Below are 21370 nucleotides of genomic sequence, written 5' to 3' on the forward strand. Positions count from 1 at the left end.
TTAGAGGGCGCCCTTCGTGGACGGGAGGATGCCGACGGCGCGCGGATCGCGTTCGCTCGCGTACCGCAGCGCGCGGGCGAGGGCCTTGAACTGGCACTCGACGATGTGGTGCGCGTTGCGCCCGTACGGGACGTGCACGTGCAGCGCGATCTGGGCCTGGGCCACGAACGACTCCAGGATGTGCCGGGTCATCGTCGTGTCGTAGCTGCCGATCATCGGCGCCATGGACTCCGGTTCGGTGTGCACCAGGTAAGGGCGGCCGGAGAGGTCCACGGTGACCTGGGCGAGCGATTCGTCCAGCGGGACGGTGCAGTTGCCGAAGCGGTAGATGCCGACCTTGTCGCCGAGCGCCTGCTTGAAGGCGGCGCCGAGCGCGAGGGCGGTGTCCTCGATGGTGTGGTGCGAGTCGATGTGCAGATCGCCCTCGGTCTTGACCGTCAGGTCGAAGAGTCCGTGCCTGCCGAGCTGGTCGAGCATGTGGTCGTAGAAGCCGACGCCCGTCGACACCTCGACCTTGCCCGTGCCGTCGAGGTCGAGCTCGACAACGACCGAGGTCTCCTTGGTCGTTCGTTCCACGCGGCCGATACGGCTCATGCGCTCTGCTCCTTCGTCAATTTACGGACCGCGTCGAGGAACGCGTCGTTCTCGGACGGCGTGCCCGCCGTGACCCGCAGCCGGCCGGGGACGCCGTTGTCGCGTACCAGCACTCCCTGGTCGAGGATCGTCCGCCAGGCCCGGTGGGCGTCCTCGAAGACACCGAACTGGACGAAGTTGGCGTCCGACTCGGTGACCTCGAAGCCCATCGCCCGCAGCTCGGTGACCAGCCGGTCCCGCTCGGTCTTGAGCCGTTCGACATATCCGAGCAGCGTATCGGTGTGCTCCAGTGCGGCGAGCGCGGTGGCCTGCGTGACGGCCGACAGGTGGTACGGCAGGCGCACCAGCTGCACCGCGTCGACCACGGCGGGATCGGCCGCGAGATAGCCGAGGCGCAGTCCGGCGGCGCCGAAGGCCTTGGACATCGTGCGGGAGACGACGAGGTTCGGCCGGCCCGCGAGCAGCGGCAGGAGCGAGGGGTGGTGGCTGAATTCGACGTACGCCTCGTCCACGACGACCAGCGAGGGCCTGGCCGCCTGCGCCGCGTCGTACAGGCGTACGACGGTCGCGGCGTCGACGGCGGTGCCGGTGGGGTTGTTGGGCGTGGTGATGAAGACGACGTCGGGGCGGCGCTCGGTGATCGCCCGCGCGGCGGCGTCGGCGTCGATGGTGAAGTCCTCGTTGCGCGGGCCGGAGATCCAGCCGGTGCTGGTGCCGCGCGCGATGAGGTTGTGCATCGAGTACGACGGCTCGAAGCCGATCGCGGTGCGGCCGGGGCCGCCGAAGGTCTGGAGCAGCTGCTGGATGACCTCGTTGGAGCCGTTGGCCGCCCAGACGTTGGCGACGGTCAGCGGGAGGTCTCCGGCGGTGCGGCGGAGATAGGCGGCCAGCTCGGTGCGGAGTTCGACCGCGTCCCGGTCGGGGTAGCGGTTGAGGCCGCGGGCGGCCTCCCGGACCCGCTCGGTGATCCGCTCGACGAGCGGTTCGGGCAGCGGGTACGGGTTCTCGTTGGTGTTGAGGTGGACGGGGACGTCCAACTGGGGCGCACCGTAGGGGGACTTGCCGCGCAGCTCGTCGCGTACGGGAAGGTCGTCGATGTGCGTCACGCGACGGGCACCTCCCCGGTGGGCCGCCGCGAGGGCAGTTTCCAGCCGAAACGCGCCTTGACGGCGGCGCCGTGCGCGGGCAGGTCCTCGGCCTCGGCGAGCGTCACGACGTGGTGGGCGACGTCGGCGAGCGCGTCTCGCGTGTAGTCCACGATGTGGATGCCGCGCAGGAAGGACTGGACGGAGAGGCCGGAGGAGTGGCAGGCGCAACCGCCGGTCGGCAGGACGTGGTTGGAGCCGGCGCAGTAGTCGCCGAGCGAGACCGGGGCGTAGGGCCCCACGAAGATCGCGCCCGCGTTGCGGACCCGGGCGGCGATGCCGGCGGCGTCGGCGGTCTGCACCTCCAGGTGCTCGGCGCCGTACGCGTCGACGACCCGCAGGCCCTCCTCGACGCCGTCGACCAGCACGATCGCCGACTGCTTGCCCGCCAGGGCGGGCGCGATGCGCTCCTCGACGTGCTTGGTGGCGGCGGTCTGCGGCGCGAGTTCCCTCTCGACCGCGTCGGCCAGCTCCACGGAGTCAGTGACGAGGACGGCGGCGGCGAGCGGATCGTGCTCGGCCTGGCTGATCAGGTCGGAGGCGACGTGCACAGGGTCGGCCGTCGCGTCGGCGAGGATCGCGATCTCGGTCGGGCCGGCCTCGGTGTCGATGCCGATACGGCCCGCGAAGTAGCGCTTGGCGGCGGTGACCCAGATGTTGCCGGGTCCCGTGACCATGTCGGCGGGCGGGCAGCCGTCGGGCCCGGTGGTGCCGTACGCGAACATCGCGACGGCCTGGGCGCCGCCGACCGCGTACACGTCGTCGATGCCCAGCAGGGCGCAGGCCGCGAGGATCGTCGGGTGCGGCAGGCCGTCGAACTCCCGCTGCGGAGGTGAGGCGAGGGCGATGGAGGCGACGCCCGCTTCCTGCGCCGGGACCACGTTCATGATCACGGACGAGGGGTAGACGGCGCGGCCGCCGGGCGCGTACAGCCCGACGCGGCTGACCGGCACCCACTTCTCGCTCACCTTGCCGCCGGGCACGACCTGGGTGGTGTGCTCCGCGCGGCGCTGGGCGCGGTGGACGATTCGGGCCCTTCTGATGGACTCTTCGAGCGCGGCCCGTACGGCGGGATCCAGCACCTCCAGCGCCCGGGTGAGGGCTTCGGCGGGCACCCGTACCCGGTCCAGCTTCACGCCGTCGAACATCGAAGCGTAGTCGATCAGCGCCGCGGTGCCGCGATGGCGCACGTCCTCGCAGATGGGGCGCACCTTCGAGAGGGCGGCTTCCACGTCGAAGTCGGCACGGGGCAGCAGGTCGCGCAGTGCGGCGCCCTCGGGGAGGGCGTCGCCGCGCAGATCGATTCGTGAGATCACGCGGTCAATTCTCGCAGACCCGATCCGGCCGACGGCCGCCCGTATCACTGGCTGATATGAGCTCTGAATGTCACTCACGGCTACTAATGTTGACGATTGGCGTTCGATCGGTCACTCAGAGGGAAGAACGTCCGTACGACCACACAACAGCAGCCCCGCCCGGCGACGGCTGCCCGGGAGTCACACGACCGCGGGGCAGGACGACGGGCACGACCAGCCCACGACGACACCAAGACCCAAGACCCAGGACACGACGAACGACCGCACGACGACAGGCACGCGGTACGGCATCCATCGAGGTACGGCGCGCGGCACGCAGCACGGCAAACGGGGAAGCGAGGCGCGGCAGTGTCCGAGCCGCAGGACGACGAAGCTCCGGACTGGCTCTCGGCCACAGAACTCGGCATGTGGCAGGCGTTCCGGAACGGCAGCACCTACGACCTGAGTGTGCCGAGTCCACTGCTCAACGATCCGGCCGCGGCCGGCCCCTGGGGCGAACACCGCAGCGTGCGCGCCCGGGTGGTCGCACTGCTGCTGCTCAGCGGCCCGTCGGCGCGCCCGGGGCGGGTAGCCGCCCTCAAGCTGCGCGGGGCGTACATCAGCGGGTCGCTGGATCTCGCGGGCGGCAATGTCGAGCCGTACGTGGAGCTGACCTACTGCCGCTTCGAGCGGGAACTGGTGCTGCCGGAGTGCCACTTCACCACGTTGCGGCTGGTGGGCTGTGTGATCCCGCGCCTGGAGGCGGCCCGGCTGCGCACGGAGGGCGATCTGCATCTGCCGCGCTGCCAGGTCGCGCGCGGTATCCGGCTCACCGACGCGCAGATCGGCACGGACCTGCTGATCAGCCAGATAGCCGTCCGCCCCGACAGCAGCAACCGGTCGATAGCGGCGGACGGGATGTCGGTCGGCCAGGACCTCCAGGCCGAACAGATCGAGACGCACGGGGAGTTCAGTCTGCGCGGCTCGAAGGTCGGGGGCTCGCTGATGCTGCGCGGCAGCCGGCTGCGGGCCGCGGGAGAGCGCCGCGCGCTCAACGCGCCGCAGCTGACCGTGGAGCGCTCGCTCTACATGACGGGGGCCGTCGTGAGCATCGCGACGGGCAACGCCAACTCCACACCTCCCTACGGCACGGTCTACACGGGCAACGCGGTCAGCCCCGCGTCACTGCCGCCGGGCACCGAGATCCGGCGCTTCGAGTGCTACGGCGGGGTCCGGCTGGACGACGGCAGGTTCGGCGACACGATCGACCTCCACCAGGCCCGTTTCCTGATGTCGTCCGGGGAGGAGCTGTCGCTGCGCCGGATCACCGCGACGGAGCTGCGCTTCCAGTGCGAGCGCCCGCTGGAGGGCCGGGTCGTGCTGAACGGCGCAAAGATCATCACGCTGATGGATCTCTCCACGAGCTGGCCTGGCCCCGGCGGTCTGGCGATGGGCGGTTTCGTCTACGAGAACGTGGTGCCGTCCGGCCATTTCCCGCTCAACCGGCGGCTGGAGTGGCTGGACTCGGCGACACCGGAGTACTCGCCGGAGCCGTACGAACGCCTCGCGCAGGTGATGCGCAACAGCGGCGAGGACGCCGACGCCCGTGAGGTGCTGCTGGCCAAGCAGCGCAGACGGCGCGAGACGCTGCCGCTGGCGGGCAAGGTGTGGGGCGTCATCCAGGACTGGACGGTGGCGTACGGCTACCGGCCGGGCCGGGCCGCGCTGTGGATGGCCATGCTGTGGGCGGCGGGCACGGCCGTCTTCGCGCGGAACCCCCTGGACCCGATCAAGTCCGAGGAGCATCCGGCGTGGAATCCGGCGCTGTACGTGCTGGATCTGCTGGTGCCGGTGATCGATCTGGGCCAGGACGGGCACTGGCGGCCGGAGGGCGGCTGGCAGTGGCTTTCGGCGGTGATGATTCTGCTCGGCTGGATCCTCGCCACAACAGTCGCAGCAGGTGCCACACGTCTCCTGCGTCGCGGCTGACCCAGCGTCCGAGGGCTTTCTTTGCCCTCCCTTGACCCGCCCCGAGACAACCTTTCGCCCCCCACCAAAGCTTCACATATGCCCTCTGGCGCCCCTGCGACCTGCGGTTTTCAATGGTCCGCACCATGTCATTGATTCGCGCCCTGATCAGCACCGCGCGCATGGTCCGGCACACTCCGCGGCTCGCCGAGGGGCTTCCGCCGGACGATGCGGTACTGCTCGACGCCCCCGACGACCGGCTCGCCCCGGCACTCGTCTCCGCCGCACTCGGCGAGTACGAGCACGCGGCGAAGCTGCTGGCGACCACGCGCGAATCCGCCGAGTGGGAGGACCGCGACCGCTATGTGATGCGGCTCGCCGCCTTCGCCCACAACCGCGATGAATGGCTGGCCCGCTGGCTCGCCGCCTCGCCCGCCGACCCGGACGCGCTCGTCGTCAGGGCCGAACTCGGCGTACGCAAGGCCTGGGAGTCCCCGGCCCGCGCCGAACTGCTGCGTGAGACGGGCCCGCTGATCGGCGCGGCGGCCGAGGGCGACCCGCGAGACCCCGTGCCGTGGCGGATCGCCCTGGACCACGCGCGGGGCACGCGCGCGGGCCACCGGGACTTCGAGTCGCTGTGGGGCGAGGCGGTGCGCCGCTCCTCGCACCACTACGGATGCCATGTGGCGGCCCTCCAGTACCTCTCGGGCCAGTGGCACGGCTCGCACCAGGAGTGCTTCGACTTCGCCGAACAGGCCGCCGCGGACGCGCTGCCCGGGTCGCTCGTGAAGGCACTTCCGATGCGGGCCGCCTTCAGCCGGCTGCTGAGTGACGATCTCACCTCCGTGACGACGGACCGGATCGACGCGGCCTGCGACGAGGCGATCCTGCTCTCGTCCGTGTACGTGGTGGGCGACCCCTGGCCGGCGGAGGTACGGAATCTGCTGGCGTACGTGCTGGTCAGACGGCACCGCTGGGACGAGGCTCTGGAACAGTTCCGGCTGATCGGCCCGTACGCGACGTCCTTTCCCTGGACGTCGCTGACCGACGATCCGCTGGGTCAGTTCCTGGAGACACGCGACGGTGTGCGTCTCCAGGTGGCCTCCGGGATGCCGTTGTGGAACCGGACAGACCGAGGGCGTCCGCGCGGCCATTACGCTTGACCGTTGTGACCACCGCACATCTCCCTCTCTTTCCGCTGAACGCGGTGCTGTTCCCGGGCCTCGTCATGCCCCTGAACATCTTCGAGGAGCGGTATCGCGCCATGATGCGCGACCTGCTCAAGACAGACGAGTCCGAACCGCGACGCTTCGTCGTGGTCGCCATCCGCGACGGGCACGAGGTCGCGCCGACCGCCTCGGGCATGCCCGACCTCACGTCCCTGCCCGCACGCGGGCCCTCGGCGGGCTTCGGCACCGAGCCGCTCAAGGCCTTCCACCAGGTGGGCTGCGTCGCCGACGCGACCACCATCCGCGAACGCCAGGACGGCAGCTTCGAGGTGCTCGGCACCGGCACCAGCCGGGTCCGGCTGCTCTCCGTCGACACGAGCGGGCCCTATCTGACCGCCGAGGTCGAGGCGGTCGAGGAGGACTCGGGCGAGGGTGCGGGAGCACTCGCCGAAGGCGTCCTGCGGGCGTTCCGCAGCTACCAGAAACGGCTGGCGGGAGCACGTGAGAGGTCGCTGTCGACCGGCGACGACCTGCCCGACGAGCCGTCCGTCGTCTCGTATCTGGTGGCCGCGGCGGCCGTCCTGGACATCCCGGCGAAACAGCGGCTGCTCCAGGCCCCGGACACGGTGACGCGGCTGCGCGAGGAGTTGAAGCTGCTGCGCGCCGAGACGGCGGTGATCCGGCATCTTCCGTCGCTGCCGGCCGTGGACCTCACCCGGGCTCCGACGAGCCCGAACTGACCTCCGCCGGCTCGTCCCAGCACCTTCCGGCTCTCAACCGACGCGAGGAACAGGTCTCTTGGCGAAGAAGCAAGCGAGGAAAGCCGCGGGTGCCACCCCGGCGACGGTCGCGCTGAGGGCGGCGAAGGCCGAGTTCACCCTGCACGCGTACGAGCACGACCCGGCGGCCCCCTCGTACGGCGAGGAGGCCGCGGCGGCTCTGGGGGTCTCGGCGGACCGGGTGTTCAAGACACTGGTCGCCGACGTCGACGGGGAACTGACCGTGGCGGTCGTCCCGGTCTCCGGCTCGCTGGACCTCAAGGCGCTGGCAGCCGCGGTGGGCGGCAAGCGGGCGACGATGGCGGACCCGGCGGCGGCGGAGCGCACCACGGGCTACGTACGCGGCGGCATCTCTCCGCTGGGCCAGCGCAAGCGGCTCCGTACGGTCCTCGACTCCTCGGCAGGGGCCCACGCGACGGTCTGCGTCTCGGCGGGCCGCCGCGGGCTGGAGGTGGAGCTGTCCCCGTCGGACCTGACCTCCCTGACAGCCGCGACGCTGGCCCCGATCGCCAAGGCCTGACGGGGCCCGTCAGCGACCGGTCTCCGGCCCGTCCTCCCGGTCGGCCGGCAGATACGGCGCCCCGAAGGGCACCCACTCCGGCTCCGGGTCGCGCGGACCGAACAGCGCCGTCAGCGCCAGATGCACGACCATCGCCGCCGCCGGCCACGCCAGCAGCGCGCCCCGGGCGTTCAGCTCCAGCGGCGCGTCGAACGTCGCGCCCTCTCCCGCCGCGCGCGCCTGCGTGACCACGTCGTCCGGGCCCAGGCTCCAGCCGACCAGCCAGGCCAGCCCCGACGCGAGCAGCGCGCCCAGCGCCAGGCCCACGACCAGCGGGACACCGCCGCGCCGGCGGAACAGGAAGACGAGGGCCGCGCTGACGGCGCCGAATCCCAGGGCCAGCAGCACGAACGTGCCGTCCGCGCCGATCGCCTCCTCGCCCTCCGTGTCCTTCAGGAACACGGCCGACTCACCGGCGATCAGCGGCACCCGGGGCGACAGCCAGAGCCAGAGCAGTCCGAGCAGGGCACCGGAGACAGCCACGAGGAGCGTCACGACGGCGGCCTGCTTCAGCTCGGTCCTCCTGTCGGTCTCGTCCGCCGCGTCGGCGGACGGATGGGCGGCCGTGGCTCCCGGACCCTGGGCCTTCTGCCAGGGGTCGTCGTTCGAGGGCTGGTGGGGCGGCGTCAGAGGAGCTGTCACCCCGCCATCGTGCCAGGCATGGCCCGGCGGTGCCTCATCGGACTGCCGCACGCCTGTACGCCCACGTCGCCACGGCCAGCGAGACGACGCCGACGGCCGCGCACACCGCGAGGTCGAGCGCGACGGTGGGCCAGTCGGGATGCCGGTCGAAGGTACGGGCCAGGGCCTCGACGCCGTACGTGGACGGCAGCAGATCCCGGGCGTAGGTGATCGGCCCCGGCAGCCGGTCGGCGGGCAGCACACCCAGCAGCAGCGCGGCGGACATACCGAGCTGCCCGAGCAGCGTGGCCAGTTCCTGACGGGGCGCGAGCAGCCCGAGCGCCGCCCCGAGGCCCGCCAGCGCGGCGCCGGAGAGCGGGATGACGGCGACCAGCACCCAGAGATGGGTGAGCGGCAGATCGAAGAGCAGACTGCCGGTCACCGCGGTCACGGCGGTGCCCGGCACGGTGAACGAGGCGTACGCCCCGGCCGCGCCCAGCACCACGGCGGCGGGCGGCACGGGCAGCGTCGCGTAGTGGTCGAGACCGCCGGTGGCCCGGAGCTGACCGAAGTACTGGGCGAGCAGATTGAGCGCGACGAACGCCACGACGAGCACGCTCGACCCGGCGACCACGGCCCGCGACTCGGCGGCGCCGTCGACGACACCGCGCATCAGGATCATGATCCCGACGGACTGGAAGGTCGCCACGAAGAGCAGTGGGATCCGGGCGACCCGGGCCCGCGACAGCTGCGCCCGGTACACGGCGGCGAGCGAGGGCAGCAGCCGCGCCCGCGGCGCCAGCGCCGCCGGCACCCGGTCGGCTCGGTCGGTCGCGGCACGGGGGTCCGGAACTGTCCGGCTCTTCCCGCCGACGGCCTCCGCGGGCACGATGCTCACCTGACGCAGCTCCTGTTCGCTCCGGACGGACGGATGCGGGCACGCCGTGTGACGCACGTGGCCGACCGCGACCAGCGTGCCATACGCCCGGAACGCGCCGAACGCCCCGTAGGGGCGGTCGAGTTCCGGCCGAGCACGGGCGGCGCGCCACCGTGTGCGACCGGGGTTGGCGCCGGTCGGCCGCGCCCGACTCCGGCACCCGGAGACCCGGCGCGCCTCCCTGCGACATCGTCCTGACCGCCGGAGGCGGAAGGCGGAACTCCATGGCCGCCCGCGCCGGTCACGGCGGGCGCGTGTCCGGCGGGCGCGGAGAGGACGGACCCGTCTCCGGCGGACGGAAGGGCGACGCGCGCGCGGACGGCGGCGCCGGCCCCGGGGGCCGCGAAGGCGGCCCGCGCGGGAGCGCTGTCACGGCCCGCGACCATCCGGGTGATCACCGTGGGTACCGGGCCTGTGCGCCCGCTCCCGGCCTCGTCACCCCCGGCGGTCACGGCAGATACCGGCCGGAAGCGACCGCCCGCCCCGCCCAGGAACGCGGCGCGCGCGGAAACCGCGGCGCGGCCCCCGGTGGGTGTCCGGGCAGGCGTCGGAGCCGTACATCTTGAGTTCTTCGCGCTCACGCCTTCACCAGCCCCTGGGCCTGGCCGCCGAGGGCCAGATAGACGTCCTCCAGGCTGGGCGTCGCCAGTGTGAAGTCGTCCAGGGCCGCGAACGCCGCGCCGCCCGTCACCGCCGCCACCGCGGCGCGGGCCTCGTCGGGGGCGAGCCGCAGCACCCAGCGGCGGCCCGACTCCTGCGCGGAGCCGCGCAGCGCGGCGACCTCGGGGACGTCGAGCGGGGCACGCTCGCGCCAGACGAGTTCGAGGCGTACGTCGCCCGCGACCTGTTCCTTCAGACCGGACGGGGTGTCGCAGGCGATGACCTTGCCCCGGTCCAGCACGGCGACCCGGTCCAGGACCGTCTCCGCCTCGATGACGTTGTGGGTGACCAGCAGCACCGTCGCGCCGCGTTCGGCCCGGCGGCGGTCGACCGCCGCCCAGACGGCGCGTCTGGCGACCGGGTCCATACCGGTCGTGGGTTCGTCCAGGACGAGCACCGGCCGGTCCCCCACCAGCGTCGCCGCGAAGCAGGCCATCCGCCGCTGCCCGCCGGAGAGCTTCTTCAACGGGCGCCCGGCGAGTTCGGTCAGGCCGAGTTCCGCGAGCACCGCGTCCCGCTCCGCCCGCGCCTCGCGCAGACCGAGCCCCCGCAGCCGGCCCGTGGTCTCGGCCGCGAGCCCGACCGTCAACTCGTCGAGCGCCGTGGACTCCTGGCCGAGATAGCCGATGAGGCGCGACGCACGCTCGGGATGGCCGACCAGATCGTGGCCGAGGACGTCGACGCTGCCCGAGTCCGGCCGCATGAGCCCGGTGAGCTGACGTACGAGGGTGGACTTGCCCGCACCGTTGGGACCGAGCAGTCCGAAGATCTCGCCCTGCCGCACATCGAGGGAGATCCCGTCGTTCGCGCGCACCTCGGGTGTCGCCGGGGTCCCCCGTCTGCCGCGCGCGGCGGGGTACGTCTTGACCAGCTCCCGCACCGCGCACACCGTACTCACAAGAGACGAGCCTACGGGGTCCGACTGCCCGGAATCCGCCCGGGGGCGCCCGCCCGCCTCCCGCTCTCGGGCGCGGTTCGGGCCACCGGCCGGGTCCGGCGGCCGAGGGCGGGCACTACTCCGCCGCCCCGTCACCCTTCACGGACGGACGCTCCGCCGCCGCCCGCACATCGATCTCACGCCAGAACCCCGCCCTGATCGCGTACCGGTCGTGCTCGTCGATCTGGTCGTCCTTGTGCGCGAGGAGCCCGAAGCGGGCCGCGTACCGCAGCACCTCGCCGTCGATACGGTGCGGGATCCGCGGGTACATCGTGGACAGCTTCTGCACATGGGCCGCGTCCGGCAGCCGCTCCATCCAGCGTCGGGCGAACACCTGTCCCACCTCGAAAGGGTCACCGCCGACCGTCGTGATGTCCTCCTCGCGGTCGGCCCAGCGCTGCTCGGCGCTGGTGAGCTGCGCGAGCGTCGGCAGCGACGCGGTCTCGGGCGACTCACCGAGCTGCCCTCCGCCGCCCGTGCGCTCGACCCAGCCCCGGTCGGACGACCAGCGCAGCGTGGCGTTCCCCGGCGGGGGCGCGGGCGCGGCGTGGGGTCCCGGGGCGCGCAGGGCGGCCAGGTCCTTCGGGGTGGGGACGCCCTTGCCGCCGGCGGGCGCCGACTGCCCGGTCCCGGCGTCGTGCTCGTGCCCCGGCCCGGCGTCCGGGCCGTGCTCCGTCGTCGCCGGCGCCGTCCCGTTGCGGGCGGACGCGGCCTGTGCCTCGGCCGCCCGCTCGGCGGACGCGGCGAGCGCCGACTCGGGCAGCGGCGCGGAGAGGATGGCGGCGATCTCGGGGCGCGGCGCGGGCGGGGGCGCGCAGACACCGCCGAAGTCCTTGGCCCGTACGGCCTTGGTGATCCAGGCCCGGTCGAGGACCCGGCGTTCGTCGGCCTCGGCCACCAGGTCCTCGGACTGGTTGTAGTCGCCGTCCGCCGCCTGGACCGCCCACAGGTGCACGGCGACGCCGTGTTCCTTCGCGGACATCAGGCCGGGCAGCAGATCGCCGTCACCGGTCACCAGCACCACGTCCGAGCAGGCGCGATTTCTGGCCAACTCCGTGAGCTCGGCATGCATGGCCGCGTCGACGCCCTTCTGCGCCCATCTCCCGTCGCTACGGGTCAGCGCACCGAGCCGGACGGTGACACGTGACATGACGCGCAGCCGGCGGTGTTCGGGCTGCGGTACGCGGTCGGGGGCGCCGTCGAACCAGTAGATACGGAGCAGCGGCTGCTCCGTATCGGCCTCGGCACGCTCGCGCAGCCCCTGGATGAGGGCGGCGTGGTCGACGGTGATGCGTGAGCGGGCCGGTTCTCCGGCGAGGAGGCTCGCGGCGGCGCCCAGCAGGTAACCGGCGTCCACCAGGACGACGCAGCGGTCCACGTGTTCCACCCTCTTTCGGGAACGTCGGGATCGGAAGTTGCTACGGGTTTGCTTCGAGTCTGCCCGACCGCAACTGGCTTAACGGCCGGAACTGGATCATCGGCGTGGCGTGTCCCTCCCGGCTACCCCCAGGGACGGTCGAACCGTGGTCCGTTACGCACAGCTATGATCCAAAATGCGGTGAGTCACGGCATATGTGAATCTGGTCGCGGCCCTGGCCCCAACATCCTTCAGGAGGCAGCACCATGGCCAAGAACAAGAACCGTGACCGCGGCAAGCACCAGGACCGCTCGTCCACCGAGCGTGGCGCCGAGCAGCCCTCGTCCTCCTCGACGGAGGCCAAGGCCGAGCAGATACAGTCGCAGGTCAACCCGTCCGACGTGGCCCACAAGGGCCGCCAGAAGCGCTTCGGCCACAACTGACGCGCCGACTCACGCGGTCGGCCGCACATGACCGAAGAGGGGCACGCCCGGTCTCCCGGGCGTGCCCCTCCGTGCGTACGCGTTCCGCTTCCGCCGCCCCGCCGGGTACCGCTACCCCGCCAGACAGGACGGCCCGAGCAGCACCTTCAAGTCGCCGAAGAGCGCCGGGTCGGGCTGCACCCGGTGCCGGTCGAGCCGCAGCACCGTCGTCTTCCGTGCGCCCTGGAGCTTGATCCGCACCTCGGAGTTGCCCCGGTGGTGGCTGAGGATCTCACCCAGCCTGCTGACCATGGGCGGCGTGAGCTTCACCGTGGGGATGGTGATCGTGACCGGCGCGTTCGTCCCGCTGGACGACAGGTCGGGGACCTGGAGCTCCATCGCGACAAGACGCGGGATGTCCTCACGCTTGTCGAGACGGCCCTTGACGAAGACGACGGTGTCCTCGACCAGTTGGGTGGAGACCAGCTGGTACGTCGCGGGGAAGAACATGCACTCGATCGAGCCCGCCAGATCCTCCACGGTGGCGATCGCCCAGGCGTTGCCCTGCTTGGTCATCTTCCGCTGGAGGCCGGAGATGATGCCGCCGATCGTGACCACCGCGCCGTCCGCGTGCTCACCGCCGGTGAGCTGCGAGATCGCCGCGTCGGACTTGTCGGACAACACGTGCTCGATACCGAAGAGCGGGTGGTCGGAGACGTACAGACCCAGCATTTCGCGTTCCTGCGCGAGCAGATACGACTTGTCCCACTCCACGTCGGAGAATTCCACGTCGAGCCCGAAGCCGGGCTCGGAGGACGCGTCGTCGCTGTCGCCCATCCCGCCGAAGAGGTCGAACTGCCCCTCCGCCTCCTTACGCTTGACCTGTACGACGTTGTCGATCATCGGCTCGTGGTGCGCGACGAGCCCCTTGCGGGTGTGGCCCATCTCGTCGAAGGCGCCCGCCTTGATGAGCGATTCGACGGTGCGCTTGTTGCAGACGACCGCCTCGACCTTGTCGAGGAAGTCGGGGAAGGTGGCGTACTTCCCCTTCGCCTTGCGCGACCGGATGATCGATTCGACGACGTTCGTGCCGACATTCCGGACGGCCGTCAGCCCGAAGAGGATCACGTCGTCGCCCTGCGCGGCGAAGTTCGCCACCGACTCGTTCACATTCGGCGGCAGCACCTTGATGCCCATTCGCCGGCACTCGTTGAGATAGATCGCCGACTTGTCCTTGTCGTCCTTCACCGAGGTCAGCAGGGCCGCCATGTATTCGGCGGGGTAATTCGCCTTCAGATAGGCGGTCCAGTAGGTGACGAGGCCGTACGCGGACGAGTGCGCCTTGTTGAACGCGTATCCCGCGAACGGGACCAGCACGTCCCAGAGCGCCTTGATGGCCTCGTCCGAGAAGTTGTTCTTCTTGGCACCGGCCTGGAACAGGACGAAGTTCTTCGCCAGTTCGTCGGCCTTCTTCTTGCCCATCACGCGGCGGAGGATGTCCGCCTCGCCGAGCGAGTAGCCCGCGATGATCTGCGCGGCCTTCTGCACCTGCTCCTGATACACGATCAGGCCGTAGGTGAGGCCGAGAACCTCCTTGAGAGGCTCCTCCAACTCCGGGTGGATCGGGGTGATCTCCTGCTGCCCGTTCTTGCGCAGCGCGTAGTTCGTGTGCGAGTTCATGCCCATCGGGCCCGGCCGGTACAGCGCCGACACGGCGGAAATGTCCTCGAAGTTGTCGGGCTTCATCAGCCGCAGCAGCGAGCGCATCGGACCGCCGTCGAACTGGAAGACGCCGAGCGTGTCACCGCGGCAGAGCAGTTCGTACGTCTTGGGGTCGTCCAGCGGCAGGGACAGCAGGTCGAGATCGATGTCCTTGTTGGCCTTCACCATCTTGACGGCGTCGTCCATGATGGTCAGATTCCGCAGACCCAGGAAGTCCATCTTCAGCAGGCCGAGCGACTCACACTGCGGGTAGTCCCACTGCGTGATGGTGACGCCGTCTGTGTGCCTGACCCAGACCGGCACATGGTCCGTGATCGTCTCGCTGGACATGATGACGCCGGCCGCGTGCACGCCCATCTGCCGCACCAGGCCCTCGACACCCTTCGCGGTGTCGATGACCTTCTTGACGTCCGGCTCGTTCTCGTACATCCCCCGGATCTCGCCCGCCTCGCTGTAGCGCGGGTGCTTGGGGTCGGTGATGCCGTTGAGGTCGATGCCCTTGCCGAGGACGTCCGCGGGCATGGCCTTGGTGAGCCGGTCGCCCATCGCGTAGGGATAACCCAGCACGCGCGCCGAGTCCTTGATGGCGTTCTTCGCCTTGATCTTTCCGTAGGTGCCGATCATGGCGACCTTGTCGGCGCCGTATTTCTCCGTCACATACCTGATGACCTCACCGCGCCTGCGCTCGTCGAAGTCGATGTCGACATCCGGCATCGAGATGCGCTCGGGGTTGAGGAACCGCTCGAAAATCAGGCCGTGTTCGATCGGGTCGAGGTCGGTGATGCCCATCGCGTACGAGACGATCGAGCCGGCCGCGGAGCCTCGGCCGGGGCCCACGGCGATGCCGTTGTTCTTGGCCCACATGATGAAGTCCGCGACGACCAGGAAGTACCCGGGGAACCCCATCTCGATGATGATGCCCATCTCGTACTCGACCTGCTTCTGGCGGTCCTCCGGGATGCCGTTCGGGAAACGCCTGGCCATTCCCCGCATGGTCTCCTCGCGGAACCAGGTGATCTCGGTGAAGCCGTCGGGGATGTCGAACTTCGGCATCAGGTTCCGCTCCTGGAACCAGCCCTCCGTGTCGATCTGCTGCGCCACCAGAAGGGTGTTGGCGCACCCCTCCTGCCACGCGTCCGACGAGTCGACCGCGTACATCTCGTCCGTCGACTTCAGGTAATAACCCGTCCCGTCGAACCGGAACCGGTCCGGATCCGACAGATTCTTACCCGTCTGAATGCACAGCAGCGCGTCGTGCGCCGTCGCCTCGTTCGCGTACGTGTAATGCGAGTCGTTCGTCACCAGCGGCGGAATCCCGAGCTTCTTCCCCACCTCCAGCAACCCGTCCCGCACGCGGCGCTCGATCTCGATGCCGTGGTCCATCAGCTCCAGGAAATACCGGTCCTTGCCGAAGATGTCCTGGTAGTCCGAGGCCGCCTGCATCGCCTCGTCGAACTGCCCCAGCCTCAAGCGCGTCTGCAACTCACCCGACGGGCACCCCGTGGACGCGATCAGGCCCTCGGACCACTTCGCGATCGTCTCCCGGTCCATCCGCGGCCACTTCGTCAGCCAGCCCTCCGCGTACGCGTCGGACGACAGCCGGAACAGATTGTGCAGACCCGTCTTGTTGGCCGCCCAGATCGTCTTGTGCGTATAACCACCCGAACCGGAGACGTCGTCCCGCTTCTGATGCGGCTGCCCCCACTGCACCTTCCGCTTGTTGCGCCGGGACTCCGGCGCCACATACGCCTCGATGCCGATGATCGGCGTCACGTCCGCCTTCTTCGCCTGATGGAAGAAGTCGTACGCACCATGCAGATTCCCATGGTCCGTCATCGCGATATGGGACATCCCCATCTCATTGCACGCCTTGAACATGTCCCCCAACCGCGCCGCACCGTCCAGCAGCGAGTACTGGGTGTGGACATGCAAGTGCGTGAACGGCGGCTTGGTCACGGCTGAGGCCTCCAGCGAAACGAGCGGACGAGCGGGGCTGCCGAGCGAGGGCCCGCCTCGGCTCGGCCACGGGGGAACAGCCTCGAAGTGTACGACCGCCCACTGACAATCCGAGCGCGTCGGGGCGATGTCCCGACGAGTCCGAACCGGGCGTCACGAACCTTCGGGTCGACCGGCGCCGGACGGGCACGCACCGGTACGTTCGTGCGTTGCCAGTACTGACGGCGCCGTCGCCCGAGGCGGGTGGCGTGTCAGTTCGTCCGCCCAGTTCGTCATGTTCCAGGAGGCACCACCGATGTCGGTCCCGCGCCCGGTCGAAGCAGCTGACCAGCAGCGAGGGGAGGAGATCCTCACCGTGTTCGGCACCGCCTTCGGTGCCCTGCTGGCCGCTGACCCGGCGGCCTTCCAGGTCAAATTCCGGAAGATGGCCGCCTCCGCCTTCGCCTTCTACCGAGGCACCGCGAGCCTGTTCTACAACGACCTGGAACGGGAGCAGCACGGCGGGCCGTACGTGGACGAGCGCACCGGCCGGGTCTGGATCCACGGCGATCTGCACGCCGAGAACTTCGGCACGTACATGGACGCGAACGGCCGGCTGATCTTCAACGTCAACGACTTCGACGAGGCCTATGTAGGACCGTTCACCTGGGACCTGAAGCGCCTGGCCGCGTCGCTCGCGCTGATCGGCTACACGAAGGCCCTCAGCGACGACCAGATCAGCGAACTGGTCCGGATCTACGCCGCCGCCTACCGCGAGCGGATCCACGCGCTGGCGACGGGCGCCAAGAACGACGAGGTGCCGCCCTTCACCCTGGACACGGCGACCGGCCCGCTGCTCGACGCGCTCCGCGACGCCCGCTCGCTGACCCGCTTCGGCCTGCTCGACTCGATGACCGAGATCCGTGAGTTCGAGCGCCGCTTCGCCCCGGGCGGCGGCTCCATCGAGCTGGACGCCGCCACCCGCTACAAGGTCCTGGCGGCCTTCGACGGCTATCTGGAGACCCTGCCGGAGTCCAGCCTGACCCGCCCCGACTCGTACCGGGTGAAGGACGTCGTGGGACGGCGAGGCGTCGGCATCGGCTCGGCCGGCCTGCCCTCGTACAACATCCTGCTGGAGGGCAACAGCGACGCCCTGGAGAACGACGTCGTGATCTACCTCAAGCAGGCGCAGACCCCTGCCGTCTCCCGGCACATCACCGACGAGCGGGTGCGCGGCTACTTCCAGCACGAGGGCCACCGCACGGTGATCTCGCAGCGCGCGCTCCAGGCGCACGCCGACCCGTGGCTCGGCTGGACCGAGCTGGACGGCGCGGGCCAGCTGGTCGCCGAGGTCTCCCCGTACGCGGTCGACCTCGACTGGTCGGATCTCGACGACCCGGCCGAGATCGCCGCCGTCGTCGCCGACCTCGGCCGCGCGACGGCGACGATGCACGGAGCGGCGGACGACGAGAGCGGGCACTCGCTGGTGCCGTTCAACACGGAGCGGGCCATCGACGCGGCGATCGCGGCGGACGAGGAGGGCTTCCCCGAGCTGCTGGTGGAGTTCGCCCACAGCTACGGGGCGCGGGCCCGCGCGGACCACCAGATCTTCGTGGACCTCTTCCGCAACGGACAGCTCGCCGGCGGCTGACCCCGCGCCGCCCCGGTCCGACCGGCCGGATCCGACCGGGGCGACGGCGACCTTAGGGACCCCTTACAGGTTCTCGTGGCACACTCGGCGACGATGGACATATCGGCGGCACGGCTCAGGGCGCTGCGGGCGGCATTGTTCACGGCACTGGCCGTGACGCTGTCCGCCGGCTCCCATGTCCTGCTGTCGCGGGCCCCGCTGCCCCTGTCCGTCGTCGCCGTCCTGTGCGCCGTCGTGTTCCCGGTCTCCTACGCCCTCGCGGGGCGCGAGCGGGGCTTCTGGCGTATAGCGGCCCTGCTCGTCCCGCTCGAACTGGCCGCGGACACCATCTTCACCACCGGCCAGAACGTCTGTTACGGGGCCGCCGGCGGCCCCGTCGCCGGACCGCTGCGCTCCGTCGGCTTCGACGTCCTGTGCGGCGGCAGCTTCGGCTCCCCGCTGCCCGGCGTCTCGGCGGCGGCCTCGCCCGAGAGCGCGGCGGCCACCCTGCTGGGCTCCCCCGATCCCGCGCTCCCGTGGCTGCTCCTCGCCACTCATGTCGCGATCGGTCTGCTCGCCGCGCTCTGGCTGCGGCGGGGCGAGGCAGCCATGGCCGGCCTGGTGCGGGCCCTCGCCGGTTTCGCCTTCCGGCCGCTGCTGGTCGCCGTCGCGGTGGCCGGCACGGTCCGCCGTACGGTACGGCGCTTCCCCCGCCCCGCCACGGCCCCGCACACCTCCCGTACGCGCCTGTGCGCGCACTCCGTCGGACGACGGGGACCACCTCGCTCGGCCCTTCTCCCGGCCTGAGCACCACGGCGGCAGCCGTCTTCGGCCACCGTCCGTCCCCCGCGTACCGGCGCGCGATCCTCCGCGCCCGCGCGTCTCGTCCGACCCACACGGAGCAGACCAGTCATGAGCGCACGCAACAGCAACGCCAACAAGGCCGCCGCCCGCGAGAGGCTGCGCGAGCAGCGCGAGCGGCAGGCGAAGAAGGACCGCACCCGCCGCCAGCTCGTCGTCGCCGGATCCACCGTCGCCATCCTGGCGATCGCCGGGGGCGTCGGCTTCGGCGTCGTCCAGGCCAACAAGCCCTCGCACTGGGAGGCGGCCAAGGACGCGACCAAGGTCACCGCGCCGAAGCACACCTCCGGCACGAACGGCACGACCGTCGTCATCGGCAAGCCCGAGGCGAAGAAGACCCTGGAGCTGTACGAGGACTCCCGCTGCCCGATCTGCGCGACGTTCGAGCAGCATGTCGGCGCCACGATCCAGAAGGACGTGGACGCGGGCAAGTACAAGGTCAAGTACGTCGGCGCCACGTTCATCGACAACTCGGACAACGGCGAGGGCTCGAAGAACGCGCTGTCCGCGCTGGGCGCCGCGCTCGACGTGAGCCCCGAGGCGTTCTCGGCGTACAAGACCGCGCTCTACTCGACGCAGAACCACCCCAGCGAGAGCGACGACAAGTTCGCCGACGACAGCGTCCTGCTGAAGATCGCCGACTCGGTGGACGGGCTCAAGGGCAACGCGGCGTTCAAGAACGACGTCGAGAGCGGCACGTTCGACGCCTGGGCGATGAAGATGTCCGCGACGTTCGACAGCAGCAGCGTCGAGGGCACCCCGACGCTCCGCATGGACGGCAGGGCAGTCACCGCGGAGGGCAGCGAGAACGCCCCGCTCACGGCTCCGGAGTACACGGCGGCGATCGCCAAGGCCCTGGCCGCGTGACGGTACGGAGTCACCGGGACGAGGCCAACGGGTGACGGCGTACGGGCCACTCCTCCGTGGTCCGTACGCCGTCGGGCATGACCGGGCGCGACGCCGCGCCCGGCGGCCGGGGGACATACCCCCGGCCGCTGGGAAACGGTCTACGCCTGGTCGCCCAGCGACTCGATGAAGGCCAGCCCCGTGCGCCAGGTCTGCTCGGCCGCCGACTCGTCGTAGTCCGGCAGGTCCGGGTCGGTGTAGAGGTGCCCGACGCCCCGGTACCGGTAGATCTCCACGTCGGCGCCGATCTCCCGCATGCGCAGATACCAGGTGTTCAGCCAGTCGTGCGGCTCGGACACGTCCGGGTCGGCGACATGCAGCTGTACGGGCAGGTCGTCCACCGACGCGGTCGCGGCGATGTCCGACGTACCGTGCATCAGCAGCAGCCCGCGGGCCTTCGAGTCCCCCAGCGCGAGCGTCTGCGCGACGGACCCGCCGAGGGAGAAGCCCGCGTACAGCAGACCGCGCTCCGAATAGGGCGCCACGGCGAGGACGGCGCGCCTCAGCAGTTCGTCGGAACCGATCTTGTCCCTGAGCGCCCTGCCCTCCTCGACCGTCTCGACGGTTTGGCCCTCGAAGAGGTCGGGCACGTGCACGTGGTGTCCGGCAGCGCGCAGCCGCTCGGCTCCCGCGTGCACCGCCGGGCGCAGGCCGTGGGCCGAATGAAAGAGAACGACGTCCATCCGCCCATCCTGCCAGGTGGGCACCCCCGTCCGAATCCGGAGCCATGGAGAACGTACTGCGACCGTTGACCGTGCTGGGTGGCGCCGTCCTCCTGACGCTGCTGCTCGGCTGGATCGTCGACCTGATGCTGCGCCGCGCGGACGCCCGGCACCCGGAGACCCCGCTGTGGGGGCTGCTCCGGCGCTGCCGGCTGCCGCTCCAGGTCGTCGTCCTCACCGCCCTGCTGTGCGTCACCTACCGCGAGACGCGCTGGCCTGTCGTCGAGAACCACGAGACCGGCATCGGCCGGGTGCTGACACTGGTCCTGATCGGTGCCGGGGCCTGGCTGGTCGTGCGGATCGTGTCGGCCGTCGTGGAGTCGACGTACGCCCGTTACGCGACCTCCGCCCGCGACCTGGCGAAGGTCCGCCGGGTCCGTACCCAGGTCACGCTCATCATGCGGATCGTGACGGCGGTGGTCGTCGTGGTGGCGGTCGCCGCGATCCTGCTCACCTTCCCGAGCATGCGGAGCATCGGTACGTCGATGCTCGCCTCCGCCGGCATCATCGGCATCGTCGCGGGTGTCGCGGCGCAGTCCACGCTCGGCAATCTCTTCGCCGGCTTCCAGATCGCCTTCGGCGACATGGTGCGGATCGGCGACACGGTCGTGGTGGACGGCGAATGGGGTGTGGTCGAGGAGGTCACGCTCACCTTCCTCGCGGTACGCACGTGGGACGAGCGCCGGATCACGATGCCGGTGTCGTACTTCACGAGCAGGCCGTTCGAGAACTGGTCGCGCGGCGGGGTCCAGATGACCGGCACGGTCTTCCTCCAGCTCGACCACTCGGCGCCGGTGAAGCTGATGCGCGAGAAGCTCCACGAGATACTTCAGGACTGCGCGGCCTGGGACGGCCGGGACTGGAGTCTGGCCGTCACCGACACCACCCCGAGCACCATCGAGGTGCGGGCCGTCGTCACCGCGAAGGACGCGGACGACGTCTGGACGGCGCGCTGCACCGTACGGGAGCAGCTGATCGCCTGGCTGGCGGCCGAGCATCCGTACGCGCTGCCGCGGATCGCGACCGCGCAGGCGGTGGTGCTGCCGGCCCCGGGGAGGAACGACGCCACGGGCGATGCCGGAGCGCACCACCACCCCGACCCGGCGCTGACGGAGAACGCCGACGGCGACCCGCGCGCCGGCCGGGGCTGA

At 70.7% G+C, this 21370-nt stretch carries 18 protein-coding genes; 9 read left to right on the top strand and 9 right to left on the bottom strand.

Annotation, left to right across the window (positions count from 1 at the left end; genetic code table 11):
- From hisB to hisD, 3 genes are read right to left on the bottom strand one after another with little or no spacing between them, the layout of a single operon-like run.
- Positions 1–594: an imidazoleglycerol-phosphate dehydratase HisB gene (gene hisB, locus IEY79_RS14510; RefSeq protein WP_078077820.1), complete on the bottom strand. Its 594-nt coding sequence runs from the start codon at positions 592–594 to the stop codon at positions 1–3.
- On the bottom strand, positions 591–1700 hold the full coding sequence (locus IEY79_RS14515) for a histidinol-phosphate transaminase (protein ID WP_189107862.1): 1110 nt from the start codon (positions 1698–1700) through the stop codon (positions 591–593). Before IEY79_RS14515 ends, hisB begins: the two co-directional genes overlap by 4 nt.
- On the bottom strand, positions 1697–3055 hold the full coding sequence (gene hisD, locus IEY79_RS14520) for a histidinol dehydrogenase (protein ID WP_189107863.1): 1359 nt from the start codon (positions 3053–3055) through the stop codon (positions 1697–1699). Before hisD ends, IEY79_RS14515 begins: the two co-directional genes overlap by 4 nt.
- Before the next feature lie 348 nt (positions 3056–3403).
- Between hisD and IEY79_RS14525 the strand changes: the two genes are divergently transcribed.
- The 4 genes from IEY79_RS14525 to ybaK all read left to right on the top strand — a co-directional run bounded on the left by IEY79_RS14525 (position 3404) and on the right by ybaK (position 7470).
- On the top strand, positions 3404–5023 hold the full coding sequence (locus tag IEY79_RS14525; RefSeq protein ID WP_189107864.1) for an oxidoreductase: 1620 nt from the start codon (positions 3404–3406) through the stop codon (positions 5021–5023).
- Between the two features lie 113 nt (positions 5024–5136).
- Complete coding sequence (locus IEY79_RS14530; RefSeq protein ID WP_189107865.1) at positions 5137–6165, top strand: hypothetical protein; 1029 nt, start codon at positions 5137–5139, stop codon at positions 6163–6165.
- 5 nt (positions 6166–6170) lie between these two features.
- The gene (locus IEY79_RS14535) at positions 6171–6911 is read left to right on the top strand and encodes an LON peptidase substrate-binding domain-containing protein (protein WP_189107866.1); all 741 of its coding nucleotides are present in this window, start codon (positions 6171–6173) and stop codon (positions 6909–6911) included.
- A gap of 58 nt (positions 6912–6969) precedes the next feature.
- The gene (gene ybaK / locus IEY79_RS14540; protein ID WP_189107867.1) at positions 6970–7470 is read left to right on the top strand and encodes a Cys-tRNA(Pro) deacylase; all 501 of its coding nucleotides are present in this window, start codon (positions 6970–6972) and stop codon (positions 7468–7470) included.
- A gap of 9 nt (positions 7471–7479) precedes the next feature.
- On the opposite strand, the gene IEY79_RS14545 is transcribed toward ybaK, so the two are convergent.
- From IEY79_RS14545 to IEY79_RS14560, 4 genes are all read right to left on the bottom strand, one after another.
- Entirely contained in the window at positions 7480–8151 is a 672-nt protein-coding gene (locus tag IEY79_RS14545) for a hypothetical protein (protein WP_229700870.1), read from the bottom strand.
- A gap of 34 nt (positions 8152–8185) precedes the next feature.
- On the bottom strand, positions 8186–9028 hold the full coding sequence (locus tag IEY79_RS14550) for an ABC transporter permease (protein ID WP_189107868.1): 843 nt from the start codon (positions 9026–9028) through the stop codon (positions 8186–8188).
- Between the two features lie 616 nt (positions 9029–9644).
- The gene (locus tag IEY79_RS14555; RefSeq protein WP_189108105.1) at positions 9645–10616 is read right to left on the bottom strand and encodes an ABC transporter ATP-binding protein; all 972 of its coding nucleotides are present in this window, start codon (positions 10614–10616) and stop codon (positions 9645–9647) included.
- Between the two features lie 124 nt (positions 10617–10740).
- Positions 10741–12051, bottom strand: a complete 1311-nt coding sequence (locus IEY79_RS14560) for an NYN domain-containing protein (protein ID WP_189107869.1) — start codon at positions 12049–12051, stop codon at positions 10741–10743.
- 236 nt (positions 12052–12287) lie between these two features.
- Here IEY79_RS14560 and IEY79_RS14565 point away from each other — a divergent pair, with 236 nt between their 5' ends.
- Complete coding sequence (locus IEY79_RS14565) at positions 12288–12464, top strand: hypothetical protein (RefSeq protein WP_189107870.1); 177 nt, start codon at positions 12288–12290, stop codon at positions 12462–12464.
- Between the two features lie 111 nt (positions 12465–12575).
- On the opposite strand, the gene dnaE is transcribed toward IEY79_RS14565, so the two are convergent.
- Entirely contained in the window at positions 12576–16121 is a 3546-nt protein-coding gene (dnaE, locus tag IEY79_RS14570) for a DNA polymerase III subunit alpha (RefSeq protein ID WP_189107871.1), read from the bottom strand.
- Between the two features lie 295 nt (positions 16122–16416).
- On the opposite strand from dnaE, the gene IEY79_RS14575 reads away from it, so the two are divergent.
- From IEY79_RS14575 to IEY79_RS14585, 3 genes are all read left to right on the top strand, one after another.
- Complete coding sequence (locus IEY79_RS14575; RefSeq protein WP_189107872.1) at positions 16417–17751, top strand: DUF2252 domain-containing protein; 1335 nt, start codon at positions 16417–16419, stop codon at positions 17749–17751.
- A gap of 93 nt (positions 17752–17844) precedes the next feature.
- Positions 17845–18537: a hypothetical protein gene (locus IEY79_RS14580; RefSeq protein WP_189107873.1), complete on the top strand. Its 693-nt coding sequence runs from the start codon at positions 17845–17847 to the stop codon at positions 18535–18537.
- Positions 18538–18642: 105 nt separating this feature from the next.
- Complete coding sequence (locus IEY79_RS14585) at positions 18643–19458, top strand: DsbA family protein (protein WP_189107874.1); 816 nt, start codon at positions 18643–18645, stop codon at positions 19456–19458.
- Between the two features lie 140 nt (positions 19459–19598).
- Here the strand turns inward: IEY79_RS14585 and IEY79_RS14590 are convergent, their stop codons facing one another.
- Positions 19599–20180 (bottom strand): dienelactone hydrolase family protein, encoded by a 582-nt coding sequence (locus IEY79_RS14590; RefSeq protein WP_189107875.1) that lies wholly within the window; start codon positions 20178–20180, stop codon positions 19599–19601.
- 44 nt (positions 20181–20224) lie between these two features.
- Between IEY79_RS14590 and IEY79_RS14595 the strand changes: the two genes are divergently transcribed.
- Positions 20225–21370 carry a mechanosensitive ion channel family protein gene (locus IEY79_RS14595; RefSeq protein WP_189107876.1) on the top strand — a complete coding sequence of 382 codons (1146 nt, stop codon included), beginning with the start codon at positions 20225–20227 and terminating at the stop codon, positions 21368–21370.

Source organism: Streptomyces camponoticapitis, from assembly GCF_014646115.1.
Taxonomy (GTDB): domain Bacteria; phylum Actinomycetota; class Actinomycetes; order Streptomycetales; family Streptomycetaceae; genus Streptomyces; species Streptomyces camponoticapitis.